Source organism: Brevundimonas sp. SL161 (assembly GCF_049896985.1).
Lineage (GTDB): Bacteria > Pseudomonadota > Alphaproteobacteria > Caulobacterales > Caulobacteraceae > Brevundimonas.
This window is the reverse complement of record NZ_JAFCVJ010000003.1, coordinates 1-22629: the sequence shown is the minus strand read 5'-3', so window position 1 is coordinate 22629 and position 22629 is coordinate 1. Positions and strand designations below refer to the sequence as shown.

The window sequence follows — 22629 nt, the reverse complement described above, 5'->3', positions numbered from 1 at the left end:
GCGGCGTGACGGAATCGCGCAGGCTTCCAGTCTGTGCCGCGCGCGCCATCGTTCGCTGATGCGAAGTGGGTTGCGACGGTTTTGGGGCGACATCTGCCGCGATCAGGCTATGACGGAGAAATATCCTCCGCAAAGTCGCCTCCAAGCCCATCCCTCATGCAAGAAACTCTCCGCCGCATCCTCACCGCCAGAGTCTATGACGTGGCGATCGAGACGCCGCTCGACCCGCTGCCGCGCCTGGCCGTGCGCCTCGGTCGGCCGGTGCTGCAGAAGCGCGAGGACCTTCAGCCGATCTTCTCGTTCAAGATCCGCGGCGCCTACAACAAGATCGCCACCCTGGGCCCGGAACAGCTGGCGCGGGGCGTCATCTGCGCATCGGCCGGCAACCATGCCCAGGGCGTCGCCTTCGCGGCCCGTCGGCGCGGCGCGGTCTCGACCATCGTCATGCCGGTCACCACCCCGCCCATCAAGGTCGCCGCGGTGCGCGCGCTGGGCGGCAATGTCATTCTCCACGGCGAGGCCTTCGACGAGGCCTTCGCCGAGGCGAGCCGCCGCGCGGCCGAGACCGGCGCCGTCTTCATCCACCCCTTCGACGACCCCGACGTCATCGCCGGCCAGGGTACGGTCGGACTGGAGATCACCCGCCAGCACTCCGAGCCCATCGCCGCCATCTTCGTCCCCATCGGCGGCGGAGGCCTGGCCGCCGGCGTCGCGGCCATCGTGAAGTTCCTGCGACCAGAGACGAAGGTCATCGGCGTCGAGCCGGTCGACGCCGCCTCCATGAAGGCCGCCATCGAGGCGGGCGAGGTCGTGACCCTGGATCAGGTCGGCCTGTTCTGCGACGGCGTCGCCGTGCGCCGCGCGGGAACCGAGACGTTCCGGCTGTGCCGTGACCTGCTGGACGAGATCGTCACCGTCAACAACGACGCCATCTGCGCCGCCATCAAGGACATCTTCGACGACAGCCGTGCCGTCGCCGAACCCTCCGGGGCGCTCGCCCTCGCGGGCCTCAAGGCCTGGGCCGCCGCCCATCCGGAGACGGCCGAAGATGGCGCCCTGATCGCCATCAACTCGGGCTCGAACGTCAACTTCGACCGCTTGCGCCACATCGCAGAGCGGGCCGAGATCGGCGAGGGAACCGAGGCGCTTCTGGCCGTCGCCATGGACGACGACCGCGCCGTCTACAGCCGCTTCCTGTCGGCGCTCGATGGCCGTTCGGTGACCGAGTTCAACTACCGCTGGTCCGGTGAGGGCCGCGCCCACATCTTTGTCGGCGTCGCGATCAAACAGGGGCCGCACGAGAAGGATGACCTGATCGCCGCCTTGCGCGTCGACGGCTATGCGGTCGAGGACATGAGCGACAACGAGACGGCCAAGCTGCACGTCCGCCACATGGTCGGCGGCCGCGCCACCGGCCTGCCGTACGAGCGCATCCTGAGGTTCGAATTCCCCGAACGGCCCGGCGCCTTCCTGCGCTTCCTCAACAGCCTTAGGCCGGCCTGGGCCCTGACCCTGTTCCACTATCGCAACCATGGCGACGATGTCGGCCGGGTGCTGGCCGGTATCTCGGTGCCGCCCGCCGAACAGCCGGCTTTGAACGTCGCGCTCGCCACGCTCGGTTATCCCTATGTCGACGAGACCGACAATCCGGCCAGCCGGCTGTTCCTCGACGGTACGTGAAGGCCCGATCCGGCGCTAAAGCTTGCGAAACACCTTTGGGCCACGTTGAGGCGTGCTCCTCCGTTGCGTACCCTTGTTGTTCAAAGCCCTGCTGCTCGGTCTCGCCGTGCTGGTGGCCGCGCCGACTCTGGTCCTCGCCAAAAACCCGGCCCCTCGCGATCCATTGGCCCTGGCTGCGGCTGTCGAGCGCCGGGCCGGCGCCACGACCTTCGCCCAGCTCGAAGCCTTCGGTCAGAGGGCCCTGCACACGCCCGGTCGCGAGGGGCTGAACCGGCTCTACCACGTCGTCTGGACCAGCCTGAACCAGGGTGATTTCGAGAGCGCCACGCGGTGGAACCTGCAGCTCGCCGCCGCCGCGGGGCGGCAGGGCGACGCGCGCTATACGAAGATCGCCCATCTTAACGCCCTGACGATCCGCTACGATGCGGGCGAGGACGCCGCCGCCATCGAGATGGAAAAAATCTCCAGGGCGGAATCAGACTGGTTCGTCCGCGCCCACGCCACCCGCATCCACGCCCTGGCCCTGATGGACCAGGACCGCCTCGGCGAAGGGCTGAACCTGCTCAACGAGGCCATGAGCCTGACCCCCGAAAACGACGCCTTCGCCGACACGGCGCGCGCGGGTCTGTGGGAGGTGACCGGCATCGGCCTGATGAAGCTGAACGACATCCGCGGGGCCACCGACGCCTTCGGTCGTTTCGAACTCGACTACAGCAATCCTGCCTATCCCCGGCCCGACTTCGACGCCGTCTACAACCTGGCCCGCATGGCCGTCCAGGTCGGCGACCAGCCCCTGGCCGAGCGGTTGTTCGCGGTCCACCACCGCCTGGCGACGCGCGCCAGGGTAGAGAGTCTGACCGTCTATGACGCCAACCTGTGCGCCATGGTGGCGCAGGGCGCCGACGATCCGTCCCGACTGCTGCGCTGCCTCGCGCCCTATGGCGAAAGCCTGGGCGCGGCCGAGTTCCTGGCCCACCACATCCTGCCGATCCGCGCCATGGCTCGCGCCCGCACCGGCGACGTGGACGGGGCGCGGCGCGACGTCGCCGAGATCCATCGTCGCCAGGCCGCGGGCGAGTTTCGCGACGAAGGCCTCTCACAGGTTCTGCATGCCGAGGCCGAAGTGCTCCAGGCCCAGGGCCGCTCGCGCGAAGCCTTCGACCTGCTTCGCCGCCATTCGGAAGAAGAATCCCTTCAGCAGACGCGCCGCTTCAGCGAGGGTATCGGCCAGGTCACTTCGGAGATGCGGAATCAGTTGCGGGAGCGCCGCCATCAGCTGGAGACCGCCCGGGCCAACACCGCGCTCCAGGCCGACGTCATTCATAGCCAGCGCTGGGTCGTCGGCATCGGCGTGGTCTTCCTCCTCAGCGCCACCGCCCTGCTGTTCCGCCAGTGGAGCCTGACCCGCCACCTCCGCTTCGCCCGCCGCCGCGCCGAGGATGCCAACCGGGCCAAGTCCGAGTTCCTGGCCAATATGAGCCACGAGATCCGCACGCCTCTGAACGGCGTTGTGGCCATGGCCGATGCCCTGTCACGTCGCCCGCTCGACCACGCCGAGCACGAAATGGTCGAGATCATCCGCTCGTCCGGCGTGACCCTGGAACGGCTGCTCTCCGACATCCTCGACAGCGCCAAGATCGAAGCCGGTCAGGTGACGATCGAGACCGCGCCCTTCGCCCTCGGCCATGCGGTCAAGGACATCGCCGCCCTGTGGAGCTCCACGGTCGAGGGCAGCCCGGTCGCCCTGGTCGTCGAGCTCGACCCGACCCTGGAGCGGATGGTTGTCGGCGACGTCGTCCGCGTGCGCCAGATCCTGGCCAACCTCGTCTCCAACGCGCTGAAGTTCACCAGCGCCGGCGCGGTCACCCTTCGCGTAGAAGCGGCAGCCGACGGCCGTGTGCGCTTCACCGTGGCCGACACCGGCCTCGGCTTCGACGCGGACCAGAAGGCGCGCATCTTCGACCGCTTCCAGCAGGCGGACGGCTCGATCACCCGGCGCTTCGGCGGCACCGGCCTGGGCCTCGCCATTTCCCGCGACCTGGCCGAACTGATGGGCGGCGAATTGGATTGCGAGTCCACGCCGGGAGAGGGCTCGCGCTTCTGGTTCGAACTGCCCCTGCCGGCCGCTGCGCCTGTCGTCGAAACGGCGACCGCCGACATCGAGGTCGCGCCTGAGGATCTGCACATCCTGCTGGCCGACGACCATCCCGCCAATCGTAAAGTCGTTGAGGTGCTGCTGGCATCGACGAGAGCCACCCTGATCGCCGTCGAGGACGGCCAGCAGGCGCTCGACGCCTTCGCCGGAGGCGGCTTCGACCTGATCCTGATGGACATGCAGATGCCGGTCATGGACGGTCTGACCGCGACTGCCGCCATCCGCGCCCTCGAGGCCGAGCGCGGCCTCGCCCGCACCCCGCTCCTGATGCTGACCGCCAACGCCATGGCCGAGCATGTCGAAGCCGGCCGTCTCGCCGGCGCCGACGGTCACCTCGCCAAACCCGTCACCACCCAGACCTTGTTCGCCGCCATCGCCGCCGCGCTCGACGCCGTCGAACCGGACGAGGCGGAAGCGGTCAGCGCGGCCTGACTTCTGAGAGGGTCGCGCCTTCGTGGGCCAGCAACCAGCGCTTGCGCTCCAGACCTCCGGCATAGCCCGTCAGGGTCCCGTTCGCGCCGATCACCCGGTGGCAGGGAACGATGACCGCGATGGGGTTCTGGCCGTTCGCCAGCCCCGCCGCCCGCACCGCCTTCGGCGATCCGATCGCCGCCGCCAGCTGACCGTAACTGCGCGTCTCGCCGGCCGGGATGGCCCGCAGCGCCGCCCAGACAGACCGCTGGAAATCGGCGCCGCCGGTCTTGACCTTGAGGCCATCCAGCGCCCGCCCGTCCCCGGCGAAATAGGCCTCGACCGCGCCGCGCACCGCCTCGGGCGCCCGGCCGGGGACGAGGACCGCATCCGGCGCCTGCCGGCCGAGCAGCCGCATCATGCGCGGCTCATAGTCGGCAAAGTCCAGCGCCCGGACAGCGCCGTCCGTATCTGTGACCAGCAGCACCTCGCCGACCGGCGTCGCGATCCGGTCGAGGGTCAGGGTCTCAGGCTGCACGCCAGAGTCGTGAGTTGTCATCGTCGTTCTCCATCAGATCGGTTGCCGTCAGCCCTGCCATCCGCAGATGCAGCGCCCCATAGGCCCGCCAGGGTCGCCACCGCTCCGCCCGGTCCGCCAGCGTCGCTTCGTTCAATCGATCACTGGGTGCGTCCTCGCTCGCGTCGATCCAGTCGCCCGGCAGCCGCAGGCCGGGCCGCGCCTCAACCAGTGGCTTCAGCACCCGGTCTGCCGACAGGTCGAGCCCGATGGCCTCGGGATCGGCCGACAGGTCGAACACCCGTCGCACCCGCGCCAGCACGCCCGGCAGCGCCTTCAGGTCGCTGGCCTCGACGCAGATCTCCAGCCGTCCCGGCTTGCCCAGCGTGGCCGTGACGAAGCCGTCGGCGCCGTCGACATCCCTGACCAGATCGCGCGACCAGACCCTCCCCTCGACCCGATCCCCACGCGCGGCCAGCGCCGCGAACATCGCGTCCCAGTCATAGGGCGGCCGGGAAGACAGACTCAGCTTCACGCCCTCGCTCGGCGGCCTCTCGGCCCGACGACGCAGTTCCGACGGTGCGCGCCGATACAGGGCCTGGAAGGTCTCGTTGAAGCGCCGCACCGAACCGAAGCCCGACGCATGCGCCACCTGCGCCATCGACAGGTCGGTCTCGTGGATCAGGGCCTTGGCCAGCAGCACTCGCCGGGTCTGGGCCACGCTGACAGGCGCCGCGCCCAGATGCTGTTTGAACAGCCGCCGAAGCTGACGCTCGCCGACCCCCAGCCGTCCGGCCAGGGCGTCGACGTCGGCCTCGTCCAGCGCCCCCGCCTCGATCAGGGCCAGGGCCCGGCTGACGGTGTTCGACGTGCCCCGCCACGCCCCCATGTCGGGCGCGGTCTCGGGGCGACAGCGCAGGCAGGCGCGGAAGCCGGCTTCTTCAGCAGCCGCCGCCGTGACCACGAAGACCATGTTCTCGCGCTTCGGCGTCCGGGCGGGACAGACCGGGCGGCAGTAGATGCCCGTCGTCTTCACGCAGCCGAAGAACCGGCCGTCGAACCGGACGTCGCGCGTCAGAACGGCCCGGTAGCAGGCCTCCTGATCCAGGGTCTCGGCGCGCGTTTCCATGCCGCGAAGATGGCCCTTCCCCGATGGGAAGTCTCGCGGTTTTCGGACATGTCCCTAAGCTCGCGCGGCGCGCCAGGCATTGGCGACGATCGTGTAGACGAGGCTGGCCGCGCTGATCGCCAGGGCCCAGGTCAGGATCAGCGACAGGGTCGACGCCACCCCGGTCAGGTCCCGTTCGCCCTCGCGCAGCTCGCGAAGCCGGTCAAAGTCCAGCAGCACCCCGTCCCCCGCGATCCGCGCCTGTTCCGCGCCGACGCTCAGGGTGAACCAGTGACCTGCCTCGAAGATGTTCCAGGTCAGCCAAAGGCCGGCGACCGCGACCAGGATCGCCAGCACTGCCCGCATCCGCGCCGCCTGCGGCCGGATCAGGGTGAACAGGTCAATCCCCATCTGGCCAAGGGCGTAGAGCAGGATCGGAGCGAACAGAACGGCCCAGATCGGCGCCGGCGAGACGGAGACCAGGTCGCCGTCGATGCGTATCGCGCTCAGGCCCGGGAAATGAACCAGCCCGACCCACCACAGGACGAACAGCCCCACCGCCAGGAAGGAGAAGGCCGCCTCGGCCCCGAAATCGCGAGGGCTCCGCATCGCCCGCGTTCGCCACATCGGCCGCAGGCCCGGTCCGGATCCCGCGCCTATCCTGTCACTCGCGCTCTTCACGCTCGCGCCCCACCAGGACGGGTCGGACAGGCCGAAGGCCGACAGGTCCTTGACCCGCCAGTCGGTGAGCCATTTCGGCCGGATAGCGTAGTGCTCCATGATCGCCCCGGCCAGGGTCAGGGCCCCGATCAGGGTCAGACCGGAACCGAAGAAGCCGTGGAAGGCCTGGGCGATGTCCTGCCCCGCGTCCGCCGTGCCGCTGATCAGCCGGATGAGCAGGCCGATGCCCGAGACGACGAGCAGGATCAGAAGACCCGCCTTCACCCCGTAGAGCCAGTAGGGAAACAGCTCCGGTCCGATCAGCGAATCCGGCCCCTTGCGATAGCGCGCGGCGACCACCAGCGGATGGCCGATCTCCTTCAGGATGACCTCACGCTCGTCGTCTGTCAGCGACCGGTCCAACGCCTCTTCCTTCGCCTCGACGCGACTCAGGATCAGGCCGCGCAGCTCGGCGACGATGTCGTCGCGCTCTTCCACCGACAGCTGTGCCGCGACGGCCTCCAGATAGCGTTCCACCATGTCCATGGTCTTGCCCCTCAGTCCTGAAATGTCAGAGAATCTTGTCAAGCGAGGCGTTGATGCCCCGCCATTCGCCGGCGAGCCGTTCCAGCATCGCGGAGCCCATCGGCGACAGGAGGTAGAAGCGCTTCTTGCGCTTCTCTTCCTCGCGCCATTCGCTCAGCAGCAGCCCCTGCGACTCCAGTCGCCGGAGCAGCGGATAGAGGGTCGATTCCTCCATCTCCAGCCCGTCGGCGGCCAGGGCCTGACGCAGGGTGTAGCCGTAGCGCTCGGTCCGCAGGCAGGCGAGCACCGCCAGCACCAGCGACCCGCGCCGCAGCTCCAGTCGCATGCTCTCGAAAAGTTCGACGTCGATCGTCACCCGGGGCGCCCCTCACGTCACATAGTGTGTGACACACAGTGTATGTGACATACTGTGTGAGGGAGTCAAGTACGACCTGGACCTGGAACATGGCCCGCCTGACGACGGGCCCCGTAAAGGTAGACAGCTGATCGACCCCAGCTACTCCTTCAGGAAGAACAGCCCTTCGACCGTCGTTCCGAGCGCCCTCCCCAGTTCCAGCGCGAGCAGGGTCGAGGGGACGAAGACCCCGTTCTCGACCGTGTTGATCGTCTTGCGCGACACCCCCGCCCGCTCGGCCAGTTCAGCCTGGGTCAGGCCGGCGGCAGTGCGGATTTCCTTGAGGCGAGACCCCAGTCGGGCGTCACCCATCCTTGCCGAATTCCCGATCGAGCCAGGCGAAGCGGATGCCGGCCGTGGCTCCGGCGCCGGCCAGCACGACGGGCAGGGCTGCGATCCCCGTCTCAGGCCGCCACAAGCCCAGGCCGAAGGCGACGGTCGCTCCGACCATCAGGACCACAAAGGCCGCGGCGATGGCCCGCGCCCGTAGCACCCCGGTCAGCTCGTCTTCCAGGAAACGCTTGTTGGCGCGGGTCTGATGATCCCAGCCCATGGTGATCGAGGCGATCAGCCACGCATAGACTACCGGCAAGGGCGCACTGACATAGTCCCCAAAACTCCCTTCACCTGCCAGAATGTCCTGCATCGCCAGCGTCGATTGTACGAGGAAGGCCAGGGTCACCAATGGGAAAATCCACAGCTGGCGCACCCGCTGCGCCTGCAGCCGGTCACGCTTCAGGGGCTCGGTCTCGATGCGCCAGCCGTTGGCGCCCGGCCGCAGAATCCAGGCCAGGATCGCTCCGCCCAAGGCCAGGCCGACGCCGACCCCGGCCAGCACGCCCCATTCTGTGGCCGCGTCGCCCGTGCGTTGCGACCCCATGACGAACCCGAACCCCGACATCATCGCGCCCAGGATGATCGTCGCCAGGGCGGTGGCGAACTTCTTGCGCCGCGCCCGCGCTTCCTTCCGCATCTCCCTGTCGTCCATGGCCGTCACCTCCGCCTCCGGTTAATGTCACCTTGGGGTTACATATCACCTATAGGTTACACGGCGTCAAGCGGTCAGATCAGCAGCGCCCCCTCGTGCCGCAAAAGCCAGGTCTTGCGCTCCAGCCCGCCGCCGAACCCGACCATCGATCCATCGGCGCCCACGACCCGGTGGCAAGCCAGCACCAGCGGGATCGGGTTCCGGTTCAGGGCCGCGCCCGCCGCCTGGGCCGCGCCCGGCTCCCCGGCCCGCCGCGCCATCTCGCCGTAGGACATCGTCTGGCCGACCGGAGCCTCCCACAGGGCGCGCCAGACCCGGGCCTGAAATCCGTCCCCCGCGGCCGCTCCTTCCAGCGACCAGTCGATCCGCATCAAGGCCTGCAGGTCACCGTCAAAGTAGTCGGCCAGCGGGCGCGCTATTGCTTGCGGCACCTCGCCCGCGTCTATCGCGACGCCCGGATACTCCCGCCCCATCGCCCGCCTGAGCCCGTCACCGAACGACACGCCCCTCAACCGGCCGGCCTCGTCAACCGCGAGCGCCAGCACGCCGATCGGCGAGGCGATCCCGGACGCGATCAGCCTCACGGCTGCATAAGTGCGTTCAGCGCACCATAGTCCATCGCTTCCGCCGCCTGCGGCTTCGAATCCCCGTCCGCCAGGAAACCGCGCGTCAGCCGGTCCGCCGTCGCATAGGCCGCTGCGGAGAGGTTCGACCCCGCGCTCAGCCGCCGCACGCCCAGCGCCTCCAGTCCCTTCGCATCCGGGAGCGCCGGCCGCGCCAGCAGGTTCAGCGGCAGGCCCAGATCCACCAGGACCGTGACCGTGTCCGCATCGGTCACGCCCGGCATGAACAGGCCGTCGGCGCCGGCCGCGCGGTACAGCACCGCCCGCCTGACCGCTTCCTGCAGCCGCCCCTCGCCCAGCCCGATCCCTCTCAGCCAAAGGTCGCAGCGGGCGTTGATGAAGAGCTCAGGGCCTACCGCCGCGCGCACCGCCGCGATCTTGTCCGCCAGCGCCTCCGCCGGCCCGTCCGCGTCCTCGATGTTGATCCCGACAGCGCCCGTCTCCCAGGTCCGCCGCACGAAGGCTGCGGCCGCCTTCGGATCGGCGGAGAAGCCGCCCTCGACGTCCGCGCTGACCGGAACCTCGCCCGCCACCCGGATCATCCGCGCCAGGGCGCCCAGCAACTCAGCTTCCGGCGGCGTCGCTCCGTCCGGCCAGCCCAGCGCCCAGGCCACGCCCGCGCTGGTCGTCGCCAGCGCCTTCGCCCCTGCCGCGATCGACAGGGCGGACGAGGCTGCGTCCCAGGCGTTGGGCAGGATCAGCAGTCCGGAACGATGGAGGGCGCGGAAGGTCTCGCAAGCCGACATCGATGATCTCCTTTTGTTCCTCCGAGCATGGCGCGCTTCGCCACGGGAGTCTCGCGGGAATCGGACAGCATTGAGAACCGGAGGGCCGCCTATTTATGCGTCCAGGGGCGGTTGGCGCCCGGCGTGACCCCGGCCGCCTGTTCGCGCTGGAACCGCCCGCCGCGCGGCGGCTTCGGCCGGGCGTCCAGCTTCGCGTTCTTCAGCCGCAAGGCCTTCTGCGCCGGCGTCTCTCCCACCGGACCGTCGGTCGAGGGCGTTGAGGTCTGGTCGGGCTGATCGGTCATGCCCGGACCCGTAGCACGCGGGCGGCCATGGCGCCTGTCGTATCGCGGCAGGTGAGCCGCACGGCAACCTTAACCGCCGCACGCCGTTCTACTGACCGTAGACAGGCGAAACCGCCGGAGAGCACCCCCATGACTTCGATCAAGACCTTCACGGCTCTGGCGGCAGGCGCCGTCGTTCTCTCGATGGCCCCTCTCGCCCAGGCCCAGACGCCCTATGGCCAGTCCGGCTCACAGCAGCCGACCGGCCAGGAAGTCTTCGGCCAGATCCTGCAGAACCTGTTTGGCGGTCAGACGTCCGGTTCGATCGACGCCGAATGGAGTCGTGGGCGTCGCGCACTCGGCGCCCAGCAGACCACTTTCAACAGCCGCCTCGACGCCCAGGTCCGCTCAGGCTCGCTGTCTTCCTGGTCCGGCGATCGAATTCGCACGGACTATGACGCCCTGGTTCAGCTGGAGGCCCGCTACGGCCAGGACGGACGCTTCACGACCCAGGAGCGTCAGGACCTGACCACCCGCTACAACGCCCTGACCTCGGCGCTCGAGGACGGCGGCTACGGCGACGACATCGGCGGCTACCAGTCGGCTGCCGACGGCCGCGCTGACTTCGACGCCCGCGTCGATGCCGCCGTGCGCGCCCGCACGCTGACCCGCACAGACGCCACGCGCCTGCGCAGCGATTACGCGGCCATCGTTTCGGTCGAGGCCGGCTTCCAGCGCGACGGTCTCAGCGCGCGCGAGCGCCAGGACATCGAGGCCCGCCTCGACGCCATCGACGCGCGTGTACCGGGCGGAAACGCCGGCAATGGCGCCGGCTGGCAGCAGACTCCGCGCGATCGCCTGACCGCCATCGAACGCGCCCTCTACACCCTGCCGCGCGGCCAGCAGGATGCCATCCGGGTCCAGTTTGAGGACCTGACCCGTCTGGAGGCCGCCTACTCCCGCACCCGCCCGTCAAGCGACGACACGGCCTATCTGGACCGCCGTCTGGGCGAGCTGGAAGTTCAGGCGCGGGTTCGCCGCTAGGCCCCTCTCCCGGTGGGAGAGGGCTTGAGGCCCGCAGAGCGTAGCGATGCGTCTCGGCCGAAAGGGTGAGGGTTGTGCCCTCACCGGTCACCCTCCGACCCTCACCCTTTCGCGCAAGTCCGATCGCCTGACGGCTTTCGGGCGCTCAAGCCCTCCCCCATCGGGAGAGGGTTTTGCGTTCACCGGCACAGCCGCCCCTGCTCCGCCTCCAGGTGCAGATGGTCGTGGTGGACCGCGTTGTAGTCGGGGCTGAGGACCGTGCCGAAGACGCGGCAGCCCTCGTCGCGTATACGGTGCAGGAAGCGCGCCTCGGGCGTGCCGTCGGCCCAGTCGCCCGCCACGGTGATCCGCCGCCCGTCCCTCAGCCGTACGCCCGAAAAATCAAGCGCCGCGGCCCGCGAATGCGCGCTGGCCCGGGAGGTGCTGCCCGCGTCGGTGCGCACGCCCCGGCAGGCATAGACCCCCATGTGGTCGATCTCGACCACGTCCGAGCCGAGCAGTTCGCGCGCCGCCGGTTCCACTGACTGACGCCGCCAGACGCTGACCGCCGCCGCCAGGGCGCAGGTCATGGTGACATCGGACGGGGCCATCCGGGCTGTCGTCCCCATGTCCGGCCCCAGCACCCCCGCCGCCGTCAGGCCGCAGGTTTCGGAGTTCACCCGGTCCGGCGTCGGACTGAACGTCACCCGCGCCGCCTCCAGTTCCGCCTCGCACAGCACCAGGGTCCGCGTCGCCCGCTGAACGCGGCCGAGCGTCTCGCTGTCGATCGGCTGATCGATCACTCCGGCTCCAGGCGCGACATAGACCGACGGCCCGGGGTTCGGCGCCGGAGCGTAGGGCGTGTAGCCCGACGGCGGGATGGTGTCCGGGATCAGACGGCCACAGCCGGACAGGACGACGAGCAGAAGGGCGACCGCGAGGCGTGACGTTCCGAGCATGACCCGACCCTGACAGGATTCGCCGCCCGATTCTGCTGACAGCCTGCTGTCAGCATCCGCATCCGCCGCCCGTGCGTTGACTGGCGACATCTCTCCTCGCGCACTAAGTTCCGTTCATGAACCGTTCTTCGACCCCCAAGGGCTCGGCGCCCGTTATCAAGAAGCCCGTCCACATCCCGAACCAGGGCGTGGCGGAGGCCCCGTCGGCCTTCCTGCGCGACGACAAGACGCCTCTCCCGAAGGCGATGAAAAATATGCCGATGTTCGCGCCGGTCACCGGCCCGCGCCTGACGCCGGAGGAGGCGCCAACCTCGCCCGGCGACTGGGTCCCGCACCGTCCCGACCGCCCGTCCAAGTCGCTCAAGGGCCGCCAGAACAATCGCTTCCGGCTGGAGACCGGCTACACCCCCGCCGGCGACCAGCCCGCCGCCATCGCCGAACTGGTGTCCCAGGCGGCCCAGGGCGACCGCGACCAGGTGCTGCTGGGCGTCACCGGCTCGGGCAAGACCTTCACCATGGCCAAGGTCATCGAGGCGACCCAGCGCCCCGCGCTCATCCTCGCGCCGAACAAGACATTGGCGGCGCAACTCTACTCTGAGTTCAAGTCATTCTTTCCCGATAACGCGGTTGAATACTTTGTAAGCTACTACGATTACTACCAACCTGAAGCATACGTTCCAAGAACTGACACTTATATTGAAAAAGACTCAAGTATAAACGAGCAGATCGATCGGATGCGGCACTCGGCGACGCGGTCGATCCTCGAGCGCGACGACGTCATCGTGGTGGCGAGCGTCAGCTGCATCTACGGCATCGGGTCGGTGGAGACCTATACCGCCATGACCTTCGACCTGAAGGTCGGCGACCAGATCGACGAGTCCAAGCTGCGCGCCGACCTGATCGCGCTGCAGTACAAGCGCAACGACGTCGCCTTCGACCGCGGCATGTTCCGAAAGCGCGGCGACACGGTCGAGATCTTCCCTGTCCACCTCGACGACCGGGCCTGGCGCGTCAGCCTGTTCGGCGACGAGATCGAGTCGATCGCCGAGTTCGACCCCCTGACCGGCAAGAAGACCGCCGAGCTGAAGGAGGTCACCGTCTATGCCGCCAGCCACTACGTCACCCCGCGCCCGACGCTGAACCAGGCGCTCGGCGGCATCAAGGCCGAGCTGAAGGAGACGCTCGACTGGATGATCGAGAACGGCAAGCTGCTGGAGGCCCAGCGCCTCGAACAGCGGGTGCGCTTCGACCTGGAGATGATGGAGGCCACCGGCTCGTGCGCCGGCATCGAGAACTACAGCCGCTGGCTGACCGGCCGCAGCCCCGGCGAGCCGCCGCCCACCTTCTTCGAATACGTCCCCGACAACGCCCTGCTGTTCGTGGACGAGAGCCACGTCACCATCGGCCAGATCAACGGCATGTTCCGCGGCGACTACCGCCGCAAATCGACCCTCGCCGAATACGGCTTCCGCCTGCCCTCCTGTATCGACAACCGCCCGCTCAAGTTCGACGAATGGGAGGCCATGCGGCCCCAGACGGTCCACGTCTCGGCCACCCCCGGCCCGTGGGAGATGGAACAGACCGGCGGCGTCTTCGTCGAACAGGTCATCCGCCCGACCGGCCTGATCGACCCCCCGGTCGAGATCCGCCCGGTCTCCGGCCAGACCCGCAACCAGGTCGACGACGTCATCGACGAGGTCAAGGCCGTGGCCCGCGCCGGCTACCGCTCCCTGGTCACCGTCCTGACCAAGAAGATGGCCGAGGACCTGACGGAATACATGCACGAACAGGGCGTGCGCGTCCGCTACATGCACTCCGACGTCGACACGATGGAGCGGATCGAGATCATCCGCGACCTGCGTCTGGGCAGCTTCGACGTCCTGATCGGCATCAACCTGCTGCGCGAGGGGCTCGACATCCCCGAGTGCGGCCTGGTCGCCATCCTCGACGCGGACAAGGAGGGCTTCCTGCGCTCCGAGACCTCCCTGATCCAGACCATCGGCCGCGCGGCCCGCAACGTCGACGGCCGCGTCATCCTCTATGCCGACCGCGTCACCGGCTCGATGGAGCGCGCCATGGCCGAGACCAACCGCCGCCGCGAACGCCAGGAGGCCTACAACCTCGAACACGGCATCACGCCCGAAAGCGTCAAGCGCGACATCAAGGAGATCCTGGCCAGCCCCTATGAGAAGGACCGCGTCCTGGTCCCCACGGGCGTGAAGGAGGAGAGCCGCCCGTTCGTCGGCAACAACTTCCAGGCCACGCTGCGCGACATGGAAGGCAAGATGCGCGAGGCCGCCAGCAACCTCGAGTTCGAAGAGGCCGGCCGTCTCCGAGACGAGATCAAGAAGCTGAAGCTGCTGGACCTGGAGTTCGCCAACGAGATCCTGACCGGGGACGGGCAGGACGTGGATGCGTCAGCGCCGAAGCGGTGGCGCAAGGAGGCCCAGGCGGAGGCGCAGGAGCGGTTCAGGAAGGGAAGGTTGTAGGCCCCCTCTCCCGGCGGGAGAGGGCTTGAGGCTCGCAGAGCGTAGCGATGCGCCAGCCGAAAGGGTGAGGGGTTCGCCCTCACCGGTGGGCATCCGCCCCTCACCCTTTCGCGCAAGTCCGTTCGCCTTTGGCTCCCGGGCGCTCAAGCCCTCTCCCGCCGGGAGAGGGGGCCACATTCCGCCCCGCCCTCCACCGTGCTATCCTCCTCCCATGGCGAACGCAGCCCTCACCCTTCCACCCGTCCTCGACGCCTTCGTCGAGGAACAGGTCGCCTCCGGCGCCTACCGCGACCGGGACGCGGTGATTGCGGACGCCGTCGACCTGCTGCGCGAACGCGCGGCCGACGACATGGACGATGAGACCAGGCTCGCTCGCCTGAACGCCAAACTCAAAAAGGCCATCGACGGCCTCGATCGTGGCGAGGGTATCGAGATCACCGATCTGGATGCCTATTTTGACGGCGTCATGAAGCGCGTTCGCGCGGGGTGAGACGGCTCGACGTCTCGCGTGAGGCCGATCTGGAAGCCGAAGAAATTCTCCGCCACAGCGAAGCCCAGTTCGGACCCGCCGCTGCGGATCGCTACCGCCTCCTGATCCAGAGCGCATATCGCGACATCGCCGAGAATCCGACCCGCCCCGGCGTCAGCACGCTTCGCGGCATCCCCGCCGATCTCCGCCTTTACCCCGTTCGCCACAGCCGCCAGCGCATCGCCGCCGCCGACCGGGTCGGCCAACCCCGCCACGTCGTGGCCTTCCGCTTCGACGATGCCAGGGTCGAGATCGTCCACCTCCTGCACGAAAGCATGGACCTGCCGCGTCGGCTGGGGTGAGACAAAGACTACTTTTGCTTGTATTACTGTGAGAGCTATGGATCCCTATCCGTATTCACGGAGAGGTCCACACATGCCCATTTTCAAGATTCTCAGCCGCGTCGACGCCTACGTCGACTACACGACCGAGGTCGAGGCCGGCTCGGCAGAAGAGGCCGTCGATCTCGTCTATGAAGGCCATGTCCCGGTGGAATGGTCCAGTCAGGGCGTCGTCGAGTTCGACGCCGTGCGTATGTCGGCCGTCAATGAGGACGGCGAAGATATCGACGGCTACACGCGCGGTAAGGGCTGACTAACCAACGTACGCCCATGCTGGCGCATGGCCGAAGACGACGCCCCCTGGCGTACTCTCGGCTTCGCCGAAGAGGCGGCGGTCTTCAAGGGGCCGACCCAGAACGCCCGCGTCCTGAGCGAGGGCTGGGTCGCCGCCAACGCCTTCTGCCCGAGCTGCGGCGCGACGCCCCTGACCGCCTTTGCGGCGAACTCGCCGGTGGCCGACTTCCCTTGCGGAGTCTGCGCCGAGGAATACGAACTCAAGGCCACCAAGGGCCGCACTGACACCAGACTGGTCAACGGGGCCTAGGGCGCGATGAAGGCGCGGCTGGCGGCGGCGAACAATCCCAGTTTGATGGTCATGGGCTATGACAAGGCCCGCACCCGCGTCACCGACCTGATCGTCGTGCCCAGCCACTTCTTCACCGAAGCGATCATCGAGCCGCGCAAGCCGTTGTCGATGACGGCGCGTCGCGCGGGCTGGCAGGGGTGCAACATCCTGATCGGTCAGGTGCCGCTGGCCGGGCGCATTCCGTTGATCCGGGCCGGGGAGCACGTGGCGAAACAGGCCGTTCTGGACCAGTGGCGGGCGACGCTGTTCCTGCGGGATGCCGCCCCGACCGCGCGCGGCTGGCTGCTCGACGTGATGAAGTGCGTCGAGGACATCGGACAGCCGGAGTTCACCCTGGCCGAGGTCTATGGGTTCGAGGCGCGGCTGGCGGCGAGCTATCCGGGCAACCACAATGTCCGGCCGAAGATCAGGCAGCAACTTCAGGTGCTGCGGGACAGGGGGTGGCTGGAGTTCGGCGGGCGGGGCACGTACCGGCGGACTACCTGATCTTTCGTCATCCTCCGGCAAGCCGCGCCTTCGCGGCGCAGACCGGGGGACACAGCGGCGCGCGAAAGCGCGAACCTGTCGCGGCTGCGGGCGGTCGACATCGTGGCTGTACAGATCGCCTTCGGCGCCGCTGGGTCCCCCGGTCTCGCTGCGCTCGCCGGAGGATGACGAAAGAGAAGAAGGTCGGAGGGCGATCGTAGCGGCGGACGAAAGGGCCCATACCGATCAACGGATCGTCCGAATTCCCCAATCGAAACAACACCCGGCTCTATTTAGAGCCCTTATACCCATCACCCCCTGAAACGGCCTCACACTGTTCCCTTTCATCGGGAGACGGACATGACCGAAGAACCGCAGGGTCGGAAATCGCCGCCGGACGAGGTCTGGGCGCGGGTGCGGGAGGAGTATCTGGCCGGGTGGTCGGCGCCCGAGTGCTGTCGCCGGCACGGGGTCGGGCTGACCTCGCTGCGCGAGCGGGCGGCGCGCGAGGGCTGGCGGCGCGCAGATCAGCCCTCGCGCGCCGCCCAACCGGCTGGATCCGTGGGACGAGGGCGTCGAGCTGGATCTGAGGGTCAATGGCGACCTCGACAGGGTCGAGCTCGAGGAGCTGGGCTATATCGCCCACCGGCGGATGATGCGGGCGGTGATGCGCGGCGACGCGGTCGAGGCCCTGCGCTGGCGCCGCGTGCAACTGACCATGGCCGAGGTCGAGGCCGAGCTGGAACGCGAGGACGAACGCTTCGAGGCGATCCGCTGGCGGCTGGAGGATCAGCAGGCGCAGGATGCGCCGGACCCGGACGCTTCGGACGCTCCGAACGCTTCGGACGGTGTTTTGGCGTGCGGACCGCACATCTCCTCCCTGTAGCGCAGCGATGGGGAGGTGGATCCGTAGCGCAGCGGAGGAGACGGAGGGGCTCTTCGTGCGGCAAGACCCCCTCCGTCAGCTCGCGAAGAGGCTCGCTGCCACCTCCCCACGCCTTCGGCGCAGGGAGGAGAATATCAGCCCGCCGCCTGCTCCGCCGCGATCTTGCGCAGGGCGTCCTCGAACACGGCGGCGGGCTGGCCGCCGGAGATCAGGTATTTGCCCTCGACCACCACGGCGGGGACGGAGTTGATGCCGCGGCTTCGCCACAGGGCCTGTTCGGCGCGGACCTCGGCGGCGTAGCGGCCGGAGGCGAGCACCTCGGCCGCCCCGGCGCGGTCGAGACCGGCGGCCTCGGCGGCCCGGGTCAGGACGCCGGCGTCGGTCAGGTTATTGCCGTCGGTGAAATGGGTGCGGAACAGGGCCGCCTTGAGCGCCTTCTGCGGCTCCGGCCCCTGTTCGCCGGCCCAGGCCAGCAGGCGGTGGGCGTCGAAGGTGTTCCAGATACGGCTGTCGGCGCCCATCTTCATCTCGAATCCGGGCCAGGCCTCCGCCGTGCGGGCGGTGATCATGGCGCGGTTGGCGGCCGACTGTTCGGGGGTGGAGCCGTATTTGGCGGCGATATGTTCGGTGATGTTCTCGCCCTCAGCCGCCATGCCGGGGTTCAGCTCGAACGGCTGGAAGGCGATCTCGCCGGTGATGCCCTCGGCCTTGAGGGTGTCGAGGGCGGTCTCGAGCCCGCCGAGGCCGACGACGCACCAGGGGCAGACGACGTCGGAGACGAAGTCGATGTGAAGGGGCTTGGTCATGACGGACTCCGCAACGGTTCATGTTGCATATGGGGGCGCCGCGAGGGAGCGCCAGTCTTTCAGGCTCGATCAGGGACCGTCTGGGCGCCCCGGATCGGCGGGCGTAAGACGGGGTCATGGCCCACTATGCGCGTATCCTGGCGACCCTCGTACTGCTGGCCGCCGCCGCCGGCGGGGTGGTGTGGCGGTTGTGGAAGCCGAAGCCGGAGCCCCTCTATGAGGAGCGGGCGATGCTGGGGGACGAGATCCGGGCCCGGCTGCAGGCCCTGCGCGACGAGGACAAGTTCCACGCCGACGGGACCTATACCGGGCCGAAGGGGCCGAAGAACCGGGCCACCCTGTCGGGGTGGGTCGACGGGGTCATCGACGACATCCTGGCCGAGGACAACGGGCCGCTGGAAGCCTCGGACGTGGCCGGGCGGCTGGGGATCGCCATCGGGGCGGCGTCAAAACGGCCGGCGGCGGACCAGACCCGGCTGCACGGCTATCTGATCGAGATCTGGTACATCCTCGGCTACCGCTCGGCGACGGGCTATTTCCCGGCCCCGGACGACGCACCCGAGGGATGGGCCGAGCCCCTGCCTCCCGGCTGGGCCGCGCCGGACCGGCCACGCTTGCTGACGCGGCGTTAACCGGTCTGGCGCAGGCTGGCCCCAGGGATACCGCCCGAGGAGGACCAGAGTGTCCAGTATGATGACGTCCAGCAGCCGCATCCGCCGTGATCATTTCGAGCCCAGCGACAGCGACCCGCAGGAGCAGCGCAGGCTGCGCGGGCATCTGGAACAGATCGACTACGCCGCCTTCGTCTCCAACCGGGAGGTGATCCCGCAGGTCCTGGGGCTGGGCGCCAACCATACCGAGCCGGCCGCCTTCCAGCGCCTGGCAGTGGCCGCCGCGACGGCGCGGGCGCGCTGGATCGCCGAGGCGCTGAGGCTGTCGGAGGCGGGCCAGGCCATCGGCCCGGCCGAGGCGGCGAAGCTGTCGGGCATGCGCGCCGCCTATGAAGAGCTGTCGGAGGCCTATGAAGGCCTGCGCCGCATGGTCGAACGGGGCTACCTGCCCTACCGCGCGGCGGAGCGCTGAGGCCTTGGTTCAGCGGCCCTGAGTCAAGGGCTGGGGCGCGGTCGAGACGGGTGCATCCGGATCCGCCGGCGCGGGCGCGGCCGGGGTCGGCGGCTCCACGACCAGGGGCGCGGTCTGGATATAGGGCCGGGGCGCGGTCTCGACCGGCACGGGCGGCGCCACCACGACGGGCGCGGCCTGGATCGGGAGGCGCGGCGGGGCCGTCACGGGCGTGGCAGCAGCCGGAGCAGGGGCGGACGTGGCGCGGACCGGCGCCGGCGACTCGATCGGGGGCGCAGGCTCCTCGACCACCGTCGTCCCTGCGGGAGGCGCGGCGTCGGCGACCAGAGGCGTCGGGCCCGGAGCGACGGGCTGCGGGGCAGGCAGGGTGGCCAGCCAGATGAAGCCGCCGATGACCACGAGGGCCGCGACACCCGCGGCGATCGGCCAGCGGTCGCCCTTGGCCACCTTGTGCATGGCCGCGCCCATGGTGGCGTAGATCGCCGGGGTCACGACCACTGAAGGCAGTTCGCGCGGTTTGGCGGCCGGCTTCGCCTCGGTCGAGAGCGGCGGCGGCACGGTGACGGCGGGCTCCGGCGCCTCCGGCTCGATGACGATCTCCTGCGGCGCGGGCCTCGGCTCGGGCGCGGCCTCGACCGGCTCGGGTTCGGGAGCGACGGCTTCGACGACAGGCTCAGGCGCGACCGGCTCTGGCTGCGGAGCGACGGCCTCGACGACAGGCTCGACCGGAACTTCTGGCACGATCTCGGCGGCGAGGGACGCTGCCCGGGCCGGGGGGATCATCGAGCCGGTCAGTATGCCTGCGCTCGACCGTCGGACGGGACGAGCCGCCGGGGCCGGGTCCACCCGCGGCAGGGGACCGACGCGGAACACGGGCCGGGGCGGGCGCGACCACACGATACGGCCGCGCACGAACGGCTCGGGCGGACGGTTTTCGGCAGGGCCTGGAGGGGTCTCGGACGACATGGGAGGCGTCTTAGCGGCGAACGACGGGGGCGTCCAATGTCAGGACTTTAACAGACCTTACCGTCAGCGAACCTCGACGCCCTTCCAGAAAGCCATTCGACCGGCGATCTCGACGGCGGCGGACTTTGGCTCGGGATAGTACCAGACGGCGTCCTTGTTCTCCTTCCCGTCCACGACCAGCGAGGAATAGGAGGCCGTCCCCTTCCACGGGCAGATCGATGTGGTCGTCGAGGCCTTCAACATGGCCGGATCCACGGCGTCACGCGGAAAATAGTGGTTGCCCTCGACCACCACGGTATCGTCCGAGCGGGCGATCACCACCCCGTTCCAGGTCGCAGTCGTCATTTGTCATCTCCATCAGGTTTTGAGCCGATAGCCGGTCTTGAAGATCCATCCAACGACCGCGAGGCAGGCGACGAGGAATCCGCATGTCGCCACGAGGCTCCAGACGATGGGCACGTCGCCGGTCCCGTAGAAGCTCCAGCGGAATCCGGAGATCAGATAGACCACCGGATTGAAGTGGGTGATCGTCCGCCACGGCTCCGGCAGCATGTGGATCGAATAGAAGGACCCGCCCAGGAAGGTCAGGGGCGTCACCACCAGCATCGGGATAAAGTTGAGCTGCTCGAAGCTCTGGGCCCAGATGCCGATGATGAAGCCGAACAGGCTGAAGGTCGTCGAGATCAGGATCAGGATGGCCAGCATCCAGACCGGATGCAGGATCTGCAGCGGCACGAAGAGCGACGCCGTGGCCAGGATGATAAGGCCCAGCACCGCCGACTTGGTCGCCGCCGCCCCGACATAGGCCAGGACGATCTCGAACGGCGACACGGGCGCGCTCAGCAGCTCGTAGATCGTGCCGGTGAACTTGGGGAAGTAGATGCCGAACGAGGCGTTGAAGATCGACTGGGTGAACAGGCTCAGCATAATCAGGCCGGGCACGATGAAGGCGCCGTAGGGGACACCGTCGATCTCGGTCATCCGGCTGCCGATGGCCGAGCCGAAGACGACGAAATACAGGGCGGTCGTGATCACCGGGGTGACGATCGACTGCCACAGGGTGCGGAGCGCCCGCGCCATCTCGAATCTGTAGATGGCCCAGACGCCGTATCCGTTGAAGGTCATGCGGCGGCTCCGGTGCTGGCGGCGGCCGGGTCGCGGTGGACCAGGCTGACGAAGATGTCCTCCAGCGAGCTCTGGCGGGTGTTCAGGTCCTTGAAGGCGATGCCGAGGTCCGAGAGTTTGCGCAGCAGGGACGGCACGCCGGTCTGCTCAGCGTTGGAATCGAAGACAAACTCCAGCTCATTGCCCTCGTCGCGCAGGGTCAGGTCCCACTCCGCCAGTTCGGGCGGCAGGACCTCCAGCGGGTCCTGCAGGTTCAGCGTCAGGGTCTTCCTGCCCAGCTTCTTCATCAGCTCGGTCTTGTCCTGCACCAGGATCAGTTCGCCCTTCAGGATGACCCCCACACGGTCGGCCATCTCCTCGGCCTCCTCGATATAGTGGGTGGTCAGGATGATGGTGACGCCGCTCTCGCGCAGGCGACGCACCAGGTTCCACATGTCGCGGCGCAGCTCGACGTCGACGCCGGCGGTCGGTTCGTCCAGGAACAGGATGTCGGGCTCGTGGCTCAGGGCCTTGGCGATCATGACGCGGCGCTTCATGCCGCCGGACAGGGTCATGATCTTGGAGTCCTTCTTGTCCCACAGGCTAAGGTCCTTGAGGACCTGTTCGATATGGGCCGGGTTCGGCGCCCTGCCGAACAGACCCCGGCTCAGGGTCACCGTGGCCAGCACAGTCTCGAAGGCGTCGGTGGTCAGCTCCTGGGGCACCAGGCCGATCTTCATCCGCGCCTGGCGGTAGTCCTTCCTGATGTCGTGACCGTCGGCCGTGACCGTGCCGGTCGAGGGGGTGACGATGCCGCAGATGATCGAGATCATCGTCGTCTTGCCGGCCCCGTTCGGGCCGAGCAGGGCGAAGATCTCGCCCTTGCCGATCTGGAGGTCCGTGGGCTTCAGCGCCTGCAGCCCGGAGGCGTAGGTCTTGCTCAGGCCCTTGATGTCGATGACCGGCGGCATTCGGCGCGTCTCCCCAGCGGCCGAAGCGCCGTGGCCGCAATATGGCGACGTTCGGTCGCGGCTCAAGGCGTAAGGGTGGAGTAAGTCGTCAACTGCTGACTTTTGGAGGCCGCAAGCGGGCATGGCCGATGTCCGCTACGGGTGGGAACCGGACGTGCATGCTTGCTCCCTCGGCCAACCTCTGCAAGCTGTGACGGGTGTTCGACTTGGACTAGGTGATGTGGACAAAGTGGATTCCCAAATCAGCTGATCGCTGATTCAAGGCTGTTCTTTGCGGAGAGCAGCCATGGTTCGTGGTTTGATGTCGGATGCGGAGTGGGCGTTCTTCGA

At 68.5% G+C, this 22629-nt stretch carries 26 protein-coding genes and 1 pseudogene; 12 read left to right on the top strand and 15 right to left on the bottom strand.

The annotated features are described in order from the left end of the window. The first annotated feature begins 156 nt into the window (after positions 1-156). Positions 157-1680, top strand: a complete 1524-nt coding sequence (gene ilvA, locus ACP7AU_RS03850; RefSeq protein ID WP_426036313.1) for a threonine ammonia-lyase, biosynthetic — start codon at positions 157-159, stop codon at positions 1678-1680. Positions 1681-1756: 76 nt separating this feature from the next. Then, positions 1757-4267, top strand: coding sequence for an ATP-binding protein (locus ACP7AU_RS03845; protein ID WP_426050570.1), 2511 nt, complete (start codon positions 1757-1759; stop codon positions 4265-4267). On the opposite strand, the gene ACP7AU_RS03840 is transcribed toward ACP7AU_RS03845, so the two are convergent. The 9 genes from ACP7AU_RS03840 to ACP7AU_RS03800 form a co-directional block, all read right to left on the bottom strand. Beyond that, complete coding sequence (locus ACP7AU_RS03840) at positions 4254-4805, bottom strand: methylated-DNA--[protein]-cysteine S-methyltransferase (RefSeq protein WP_426050569.1); 552 nt, start codon at positions 4803-4805, stop codon at positions 4254-4256. The genes ACP7AU_RS03845 and ACP7AU_RS03840 overlap by 14 nt on opposite strands. After that, positions 4774-5892, bottom strand: coding sequence for a bifunctional transcriptional activator/DNA repair enzyme AdaA (locus ACP7AU_RS03835; RefSeq protein WP_426050568.1), 1119 nt, complete (start codon positions 5890-5892; stop codon positions 4774-4776). The genes ACP7AU_RS03840 and ACP7AU_RS03835 overlap by 32 nt, the downstream gene beginning before the upstream one ends. 54 nt (positions 5893-5946) lie before the next feature. After that, positions 5947-7077, bottom strand: a complete 1131-nt coding sequence (locus tag ACP7AU_RS03830) for a hypothetical protein (protein ID WP_426050567.1) — start codon at positions 7075-7077, stop codon at positions 5947-5949. Positions 7078-7102: 25 nt separating this feature from the next. Beyond that, positions 7103-7432, bottom strand: a complete 330-nt coding sequence (locus ACP7AU_RS03825) for a PadR family transcriptional regulator (protein WP_426036303.1) — start codon at positions 7430-7432, stop codon at positions 7103-7105. Positions 7433-7573: 141 nt separating this feature from the next. Then, positions 7574-7783, bottom strand: coding sequence for a helix-turn-helix transcriptional regulator (locus tag ACP7AU_RS03820; protein WP_426036301.1), 210 nt, complete (start codon positions 7781-7783; stop codon positions 7574-7576). Continuing rightward, positions 7776-8459 carry a hypothetical protein gene (locus ACP7AU_RS03815; protein ID WP_426036299.1) on the bottom strand — a complete coding sequence of 228 codons (684 nt, stop codon included), beginning with the start codon at positions 8457-8459 and terminating at the stop codon, positions 7776-7778. The genes ACP7AU_RS03820 and ACP7AU_RS03815 overlap by 8 nt, the downstream gene beginning before the upstream one ends. Before the next feature lie 74 nt (positions 8460-8533). Continuing rightward, positions 8534-9043, bottom strand: coding sequence for a methylated-DNA--[protein]-cysteine S-methyltransferase (locus ACP7AU_RS03810; RefSeq protein WP_426050566.1), 510 nt, complete (start codon positions 9041-9043; stop codon positions 8534-8536). After that, on the bottom strand, positions 9040-9828 hold the full coding sequence (locus ACP7AU_RS03805; protein ID WP_426036295.1) for an isocitrate lyase/PEP mutase family protein: 789 nt from the start codon (positions 9826-9828) through the stop codon (positions 9040-9042). Before ACP7AU_RS03805 ends, ACP7AU_RS03810 begins: the two co-directional genes overlap by 4 nt. Positions 9829-9917: 89 nt before the next feature. After that, a complete protein-coding gene (locus ACP7AU_RS03800; RefSeq protein ID WP_426036293.1) occupies positions 9918-10112 on the bottom strand; it encodes a hypothetical protein in 195 nt (64 codons plus the stop codon). A gap of 129 nt (positions 10113-10241) precedes the next feature. Between ACP7AU_RS03800 and ACP7AU_RS03795 the strand changes: the two genes are divergently transcribed. Beyond that, positions 10242-11135: a hypothetical protein gene (locus ACP7AU_RS03795; protein ID WP_426036291.1), complete on the top strand. Its 894-nt coding sequence runs from the start codon at positions 10242-10244 to the stop codon at positions 11133-11135. A gap of 179 nt (positions 11136-11314) precedes the next feature. On the opposite strand, the gene ACP7AU_RS03790 is transcribed toward ACP7AU_RS03795, so the two are convergent. Next, positions 11315-12073: an extensin family protein gene (locus ACP7AU_RS03790; protein ID WP_426036289.1), complete on the bottom strand. Its 759-nt coding sequence runs from the start codon at positions 12071-12073 to the stop codon at positions 11315-11317. Between the two features lie 116 nt (positions 12074-12189). Here ACP7AU_RS03790 and uvrB point away from each other — a divergent pair, with 116 nt between their 5' ends. From uvrB to ACP7AU_RS03755, 7 genes and pseudogenes are all read left to right on the top strand, one after another. Continuing rightward, entirely contained in the window at positions 12190-14562 is a 2373-nt protein-coding gene (uvrB, locus tag ACP7AU_RS03785; RefSeq protein ID WP_426050565.1) for an excinuclease ABC subunit UvrB, read from the top strand. A 211-nt stretch (positions 14563-14773) separates the two neighbouring features. After that, positions 14774-15052: a ribbon-helix-helix domain-containing protein gene (locus tag ACP7AU_RS03780; RefSeq protein WP_426036285.1), complete on the top strand. Its 279-nt coding sequence runs from the start codon at positions 14774-14776 to the stop codon at positions 15050-15052. Then, positions 15049-15393 (top strand): type II toxin-antitoxin system RelE/ParE family toxin, encoded by a 345-nt coding sequence (locus tag ACP7AU_RS03775; protein ID WP_426050564.1) that lies wholly within the window; start codon positions 15049-15051, stop codon positions 15391-15393. Before ACP7AU_RS03780 ends, ACP7AU_RS03775 begins: the two co-directional genes overlap by 4 nt. Before the next feature lie 73 nt (positions 15394-15466). Continuing rightward, a complete protein-coding gene (locus ACP7AU_RS03770; protein WP_426050563.1) occupies positions 15467-15685 on the top strand; it encodes a hypothetical protein in 219 nt (72 codons plus the stop codon). Between the two features lie 27 nt (positions 15686-15712). Continuing rightward, positions 15713-16264, top strand: a pseudogene (locus ACP7AU_RS03765) (DpnI domain-containing protein); the annotation flags it as partial. Beyond that, complete coding sequence (locus ACP7AU_RS03760) at positions 16241-16504, top strand: hypothetical protein (RefSeq protein WP_426036900.1); 264 nt, start codon at positions 16241-16243, stop codon at positions 16502-16504. The pseudogene ACP7AU_RS03765 and the gene ACP7AU_RS03760, both read left to right, overlap by 24 nt. A gap of 646 nt (positions 16505-17150) precedes the next feature. Beyond that, positions 17151-17369 carry a hypothetical protein gene (locus tag ACP7AU_RS03755; protein WP_426050562.1) on the top strand — a complete coding sequence of 73 codons (219 nt, stop codon included), beginning with the start codon at positions 17151-17153 and terminating at the stop codon, positions 17367-17369. 134 nt (positions 17370-17503) lie between these two features. On the opposite strand, the gene ACP7AU_RS03750 is transcribed toward ACP7AU_RS03755, so the two are convergent. Beyond that, positions 17504-18175 (bottom strand): DsbA family oxidoreductase, encoded by a 672-nt coding sequence (locus ACP7AU_RS03750; RefSeq protein ID WP_426050561.1) that lies wholly within the window; start codon positions 18173-18175, stop codon positions 17504-17506. Positions 18176-18291: 116 nt separating this feature from the next. Here ACP7AU_RS03750 and ACP7AU_RS03745 point away from each other — a divergent pair, with 116 nt between their 5' ends. Then, complete coding sequence (locus ACP7AU_RS03745; protein ID WP_426050560.1) at positions 18292-18807, top strand: hypothetical protein; 516 nt, start codon at positions 18292-18294, stop codon at positions 18805-18807. Between the two features lie 49 nt (positions 18808-18856). Further along, a complete protein-coding gene (locus ACP7AU_RS03740; RefSeq protein ID WP_426036273.1) occupies positions 18857-19258 on the top strand; it encodes a hypothetical protein in 402 nt (133 codons plus the stop codon). Between the two features lie 9 nt (positions 19259-19267). Here ACP7AU_RS03740 and ACP7AU_RS03735 read toward each other — a convergent pair whose 3' ends face one another. The 4 genes from ACP7AU_RS03735 to ACP7AU_RS03720 form a co-directional block, all read right to left on the bottom strand. Next, complete coding sequence (locus ACP7AU_RS03735; RefSeq protein ID WP_426050559.1) at positions 19268-20224, bottom strand: hypothetical protein; 957 nt, start codon at positions 20222-20224, stop codon at positions 19268-19270. Between the two features lie 63 nt (positions 20225-20287). Beyond that, on the bottom strand, positions 20288-20569 hold the full coding sequence (locus ACP7AU_RS03730; RefSeq protein WP_426050558.1) for a DUF427 domain-containing protein: 282 nt from the start codon (positions 20567-20569) through the stop codon (positions 20288-20290). 12 nt (positions 20570-20581) lie between these two features. Further along, positions 20582-21349 carry an ABC transporter permease gene (locus ACP7AU_RS03725; RefSeq protein ID WP_426036267.1) on the bottom strand — a complete coding sequence of 256 codons (768 nt, stop codon included), beginning with the start codon at positions 21347-21349 and terminating at the stop codon, positions 20582-20584. Next, positions 21346-22299, bottom strand: coding sequence for an ABC transporter ATP-binding protein (locus ACP7AU_RS03720; RefSeq protein WP_426036265.1), 954 nt, complete (start codon positions 22297-22299; stop codon positions 21346-21348). Before ACP7AU_RS03720 ends, ACP7AU_RS03725 begins: the two co-directional genes overlap by 4 nt. Between the last annotated feature and the right edge of the window lie 330 nt (positions 22300-22629).

What these genes read in the sequence shown, in the direction of transcription:
- ACP7AU_RS03840 (WP_426050569.1), bottom strand. Translation starts at nt 4,805, where the DNA reads ATGACAACTCACGACTCTGGCGTGCAGCCTGAGACCCTGACCCTCGAC.
- ACP7AU_RS03820 (WP_426036301.1), bottom strand. Translation starts at nt 7,783, where the DNA reads ATGGGTGACGCCCGACTGGGGTCTCGCCTCAAGGAAATCCGCACTGCC.
- ACP7AU_RS03735 (WP_426050559.1), bottom strand. Translation starts at nt 20,224, where the DNA reads ATGTCGTCCGAGACCCCTCCAGGCCCTGCCGAAAACCGTCCGCCCGAG.
- ACP7AU_RS03755 (WP_426050562.1), top strand. Translation starts at nt 17,151, where the DNA reads ATGCGCGGCGACGCGGTCGAGGCCCTGCGCTGGCGCCGCGTGCAACTG.
- ACP7AU_RS03725 (WP_426036267.1), bottom strand. Translation starts at nt 21,349, where the DNA reads ATGACCTTCAACGGATACGGCGTCTGGGCCATCTACAGATTCGAGATG.
- ACP7AU_RS03835 (WP_426050568.1), bottom strand. Translation starts at nt 5,892, where the DNA reads ATGGAAACGCGCGCCGAGACCCTGGATCAGGAGGCCTGCTACCGGGCC.
- ACP7AU_RS03790 (WP_426036289.1), bottom strand. Translation starts at nt 12,073, where the DNA reads ATGCTCGGAACGTCACGCCTCGCGGTCGCCCTTCTGCTCGTCGTCCTG.
- ACP7AU_RS03780 (WP_426036285.1), top strand. Translation starts at nt 14,774, where the DNA reads ATGGCGAACGCAGCCCTCACCCTTCCACCCGTCCTCGACGCCTTCGTC.
- ACP7AU_RS03800 (WP_426036293.1), bottom strand. Translation starts at nt 10,112, where the DNA reads ATGACCGATCAGCCCGACCAGACCTCAACGCCCTCGACCGACGGTCCG.
- uvrB (WP_426050565.1), top strand. Translation starts at nt 12,190, where the DNA reads ATGAACCGTTCTTCGACCCCCAAGGGCTCGGCGCCCGTTATCAAGAAG.
- ACP7AU_RS03745 (WP_426050560.1), top strand. Translation starts at nt 18,292, where the DNA reads ATGGCCCACTATGCGCGTATCCTGGCGACCCTCGTACTGCTGGCCGCC.
- ACP7AU_RS03830 (WP_426050567.1), bottom strand. Translation starts at nt 7,077, where the DNA reads ATGGACATGGTGGAACGCTATCTGGAGGCCGTCGCGGCACAGCTGTCG.
- ACP7AU_RS03770 (WP_426050563.1), top strand. Translation starts at nt 15,467, where the DNA reads ATGCCCATTTTCAAGATTCTCAGCCGCGTCGACGCCTACGTCGACTAC.
- ACP7AU_RS03815 (WP_426036299.1), bottom strand. Translation starts at nt 8,459, where the DNA reads ATGGACGACAGGGAGATGCGGAAGGAAGCGCGGGCGCGGCGCAAGAAG.
- ilvA (WP_426036313.1), top strand. Translation starts at nt 157, where the DNA reads ATGCAAGAAACTCTCCGCCGCATCCTCACCGCCAGAGTCTATGACGTG.
- ACP7AU_RS03805 (WP_426036295.1), bottom strand. Translation starts at nt 9,828, where the DNA reads ATGTCGGCTTGCGAGACCTTCCGCGCCCTCCATCGTTCCGGACTGCTG.
- ACP7AU_RS03720 (WP_426036265.1), bottom strand. Translation starts at nt 22,299, where the DNA reads ATGCCGCCGGTCATCGACATCAAGGGCCTGAGCAAGACCTACGCCTCC.
- ACP7AU_RS03750 (WP_426050561.1), bottom strand. Translation starts at nt 18,175, where the DNA reads ATGACCAAGCCCCTTCACATCGACTTCGTCTCCGACGTCGTCTGCCCC.
- ACP7AU_RS03795 (WP_426036291.1), top strand. Translation starts at nt 10,242, where the DNA reads ATGACTTCGATCAAGACCTTCACGGCTCTGGCGGCAGGCGCCGTCGTT.
- ACP7AU_RS03730 (WP_426050558.1), bottom strand. Translation starts at nt 20,569, where the DNA reads ATGACGACTGCGACCTGGAACGGGGTGGTGATCGCCCGCTCGGACGAT.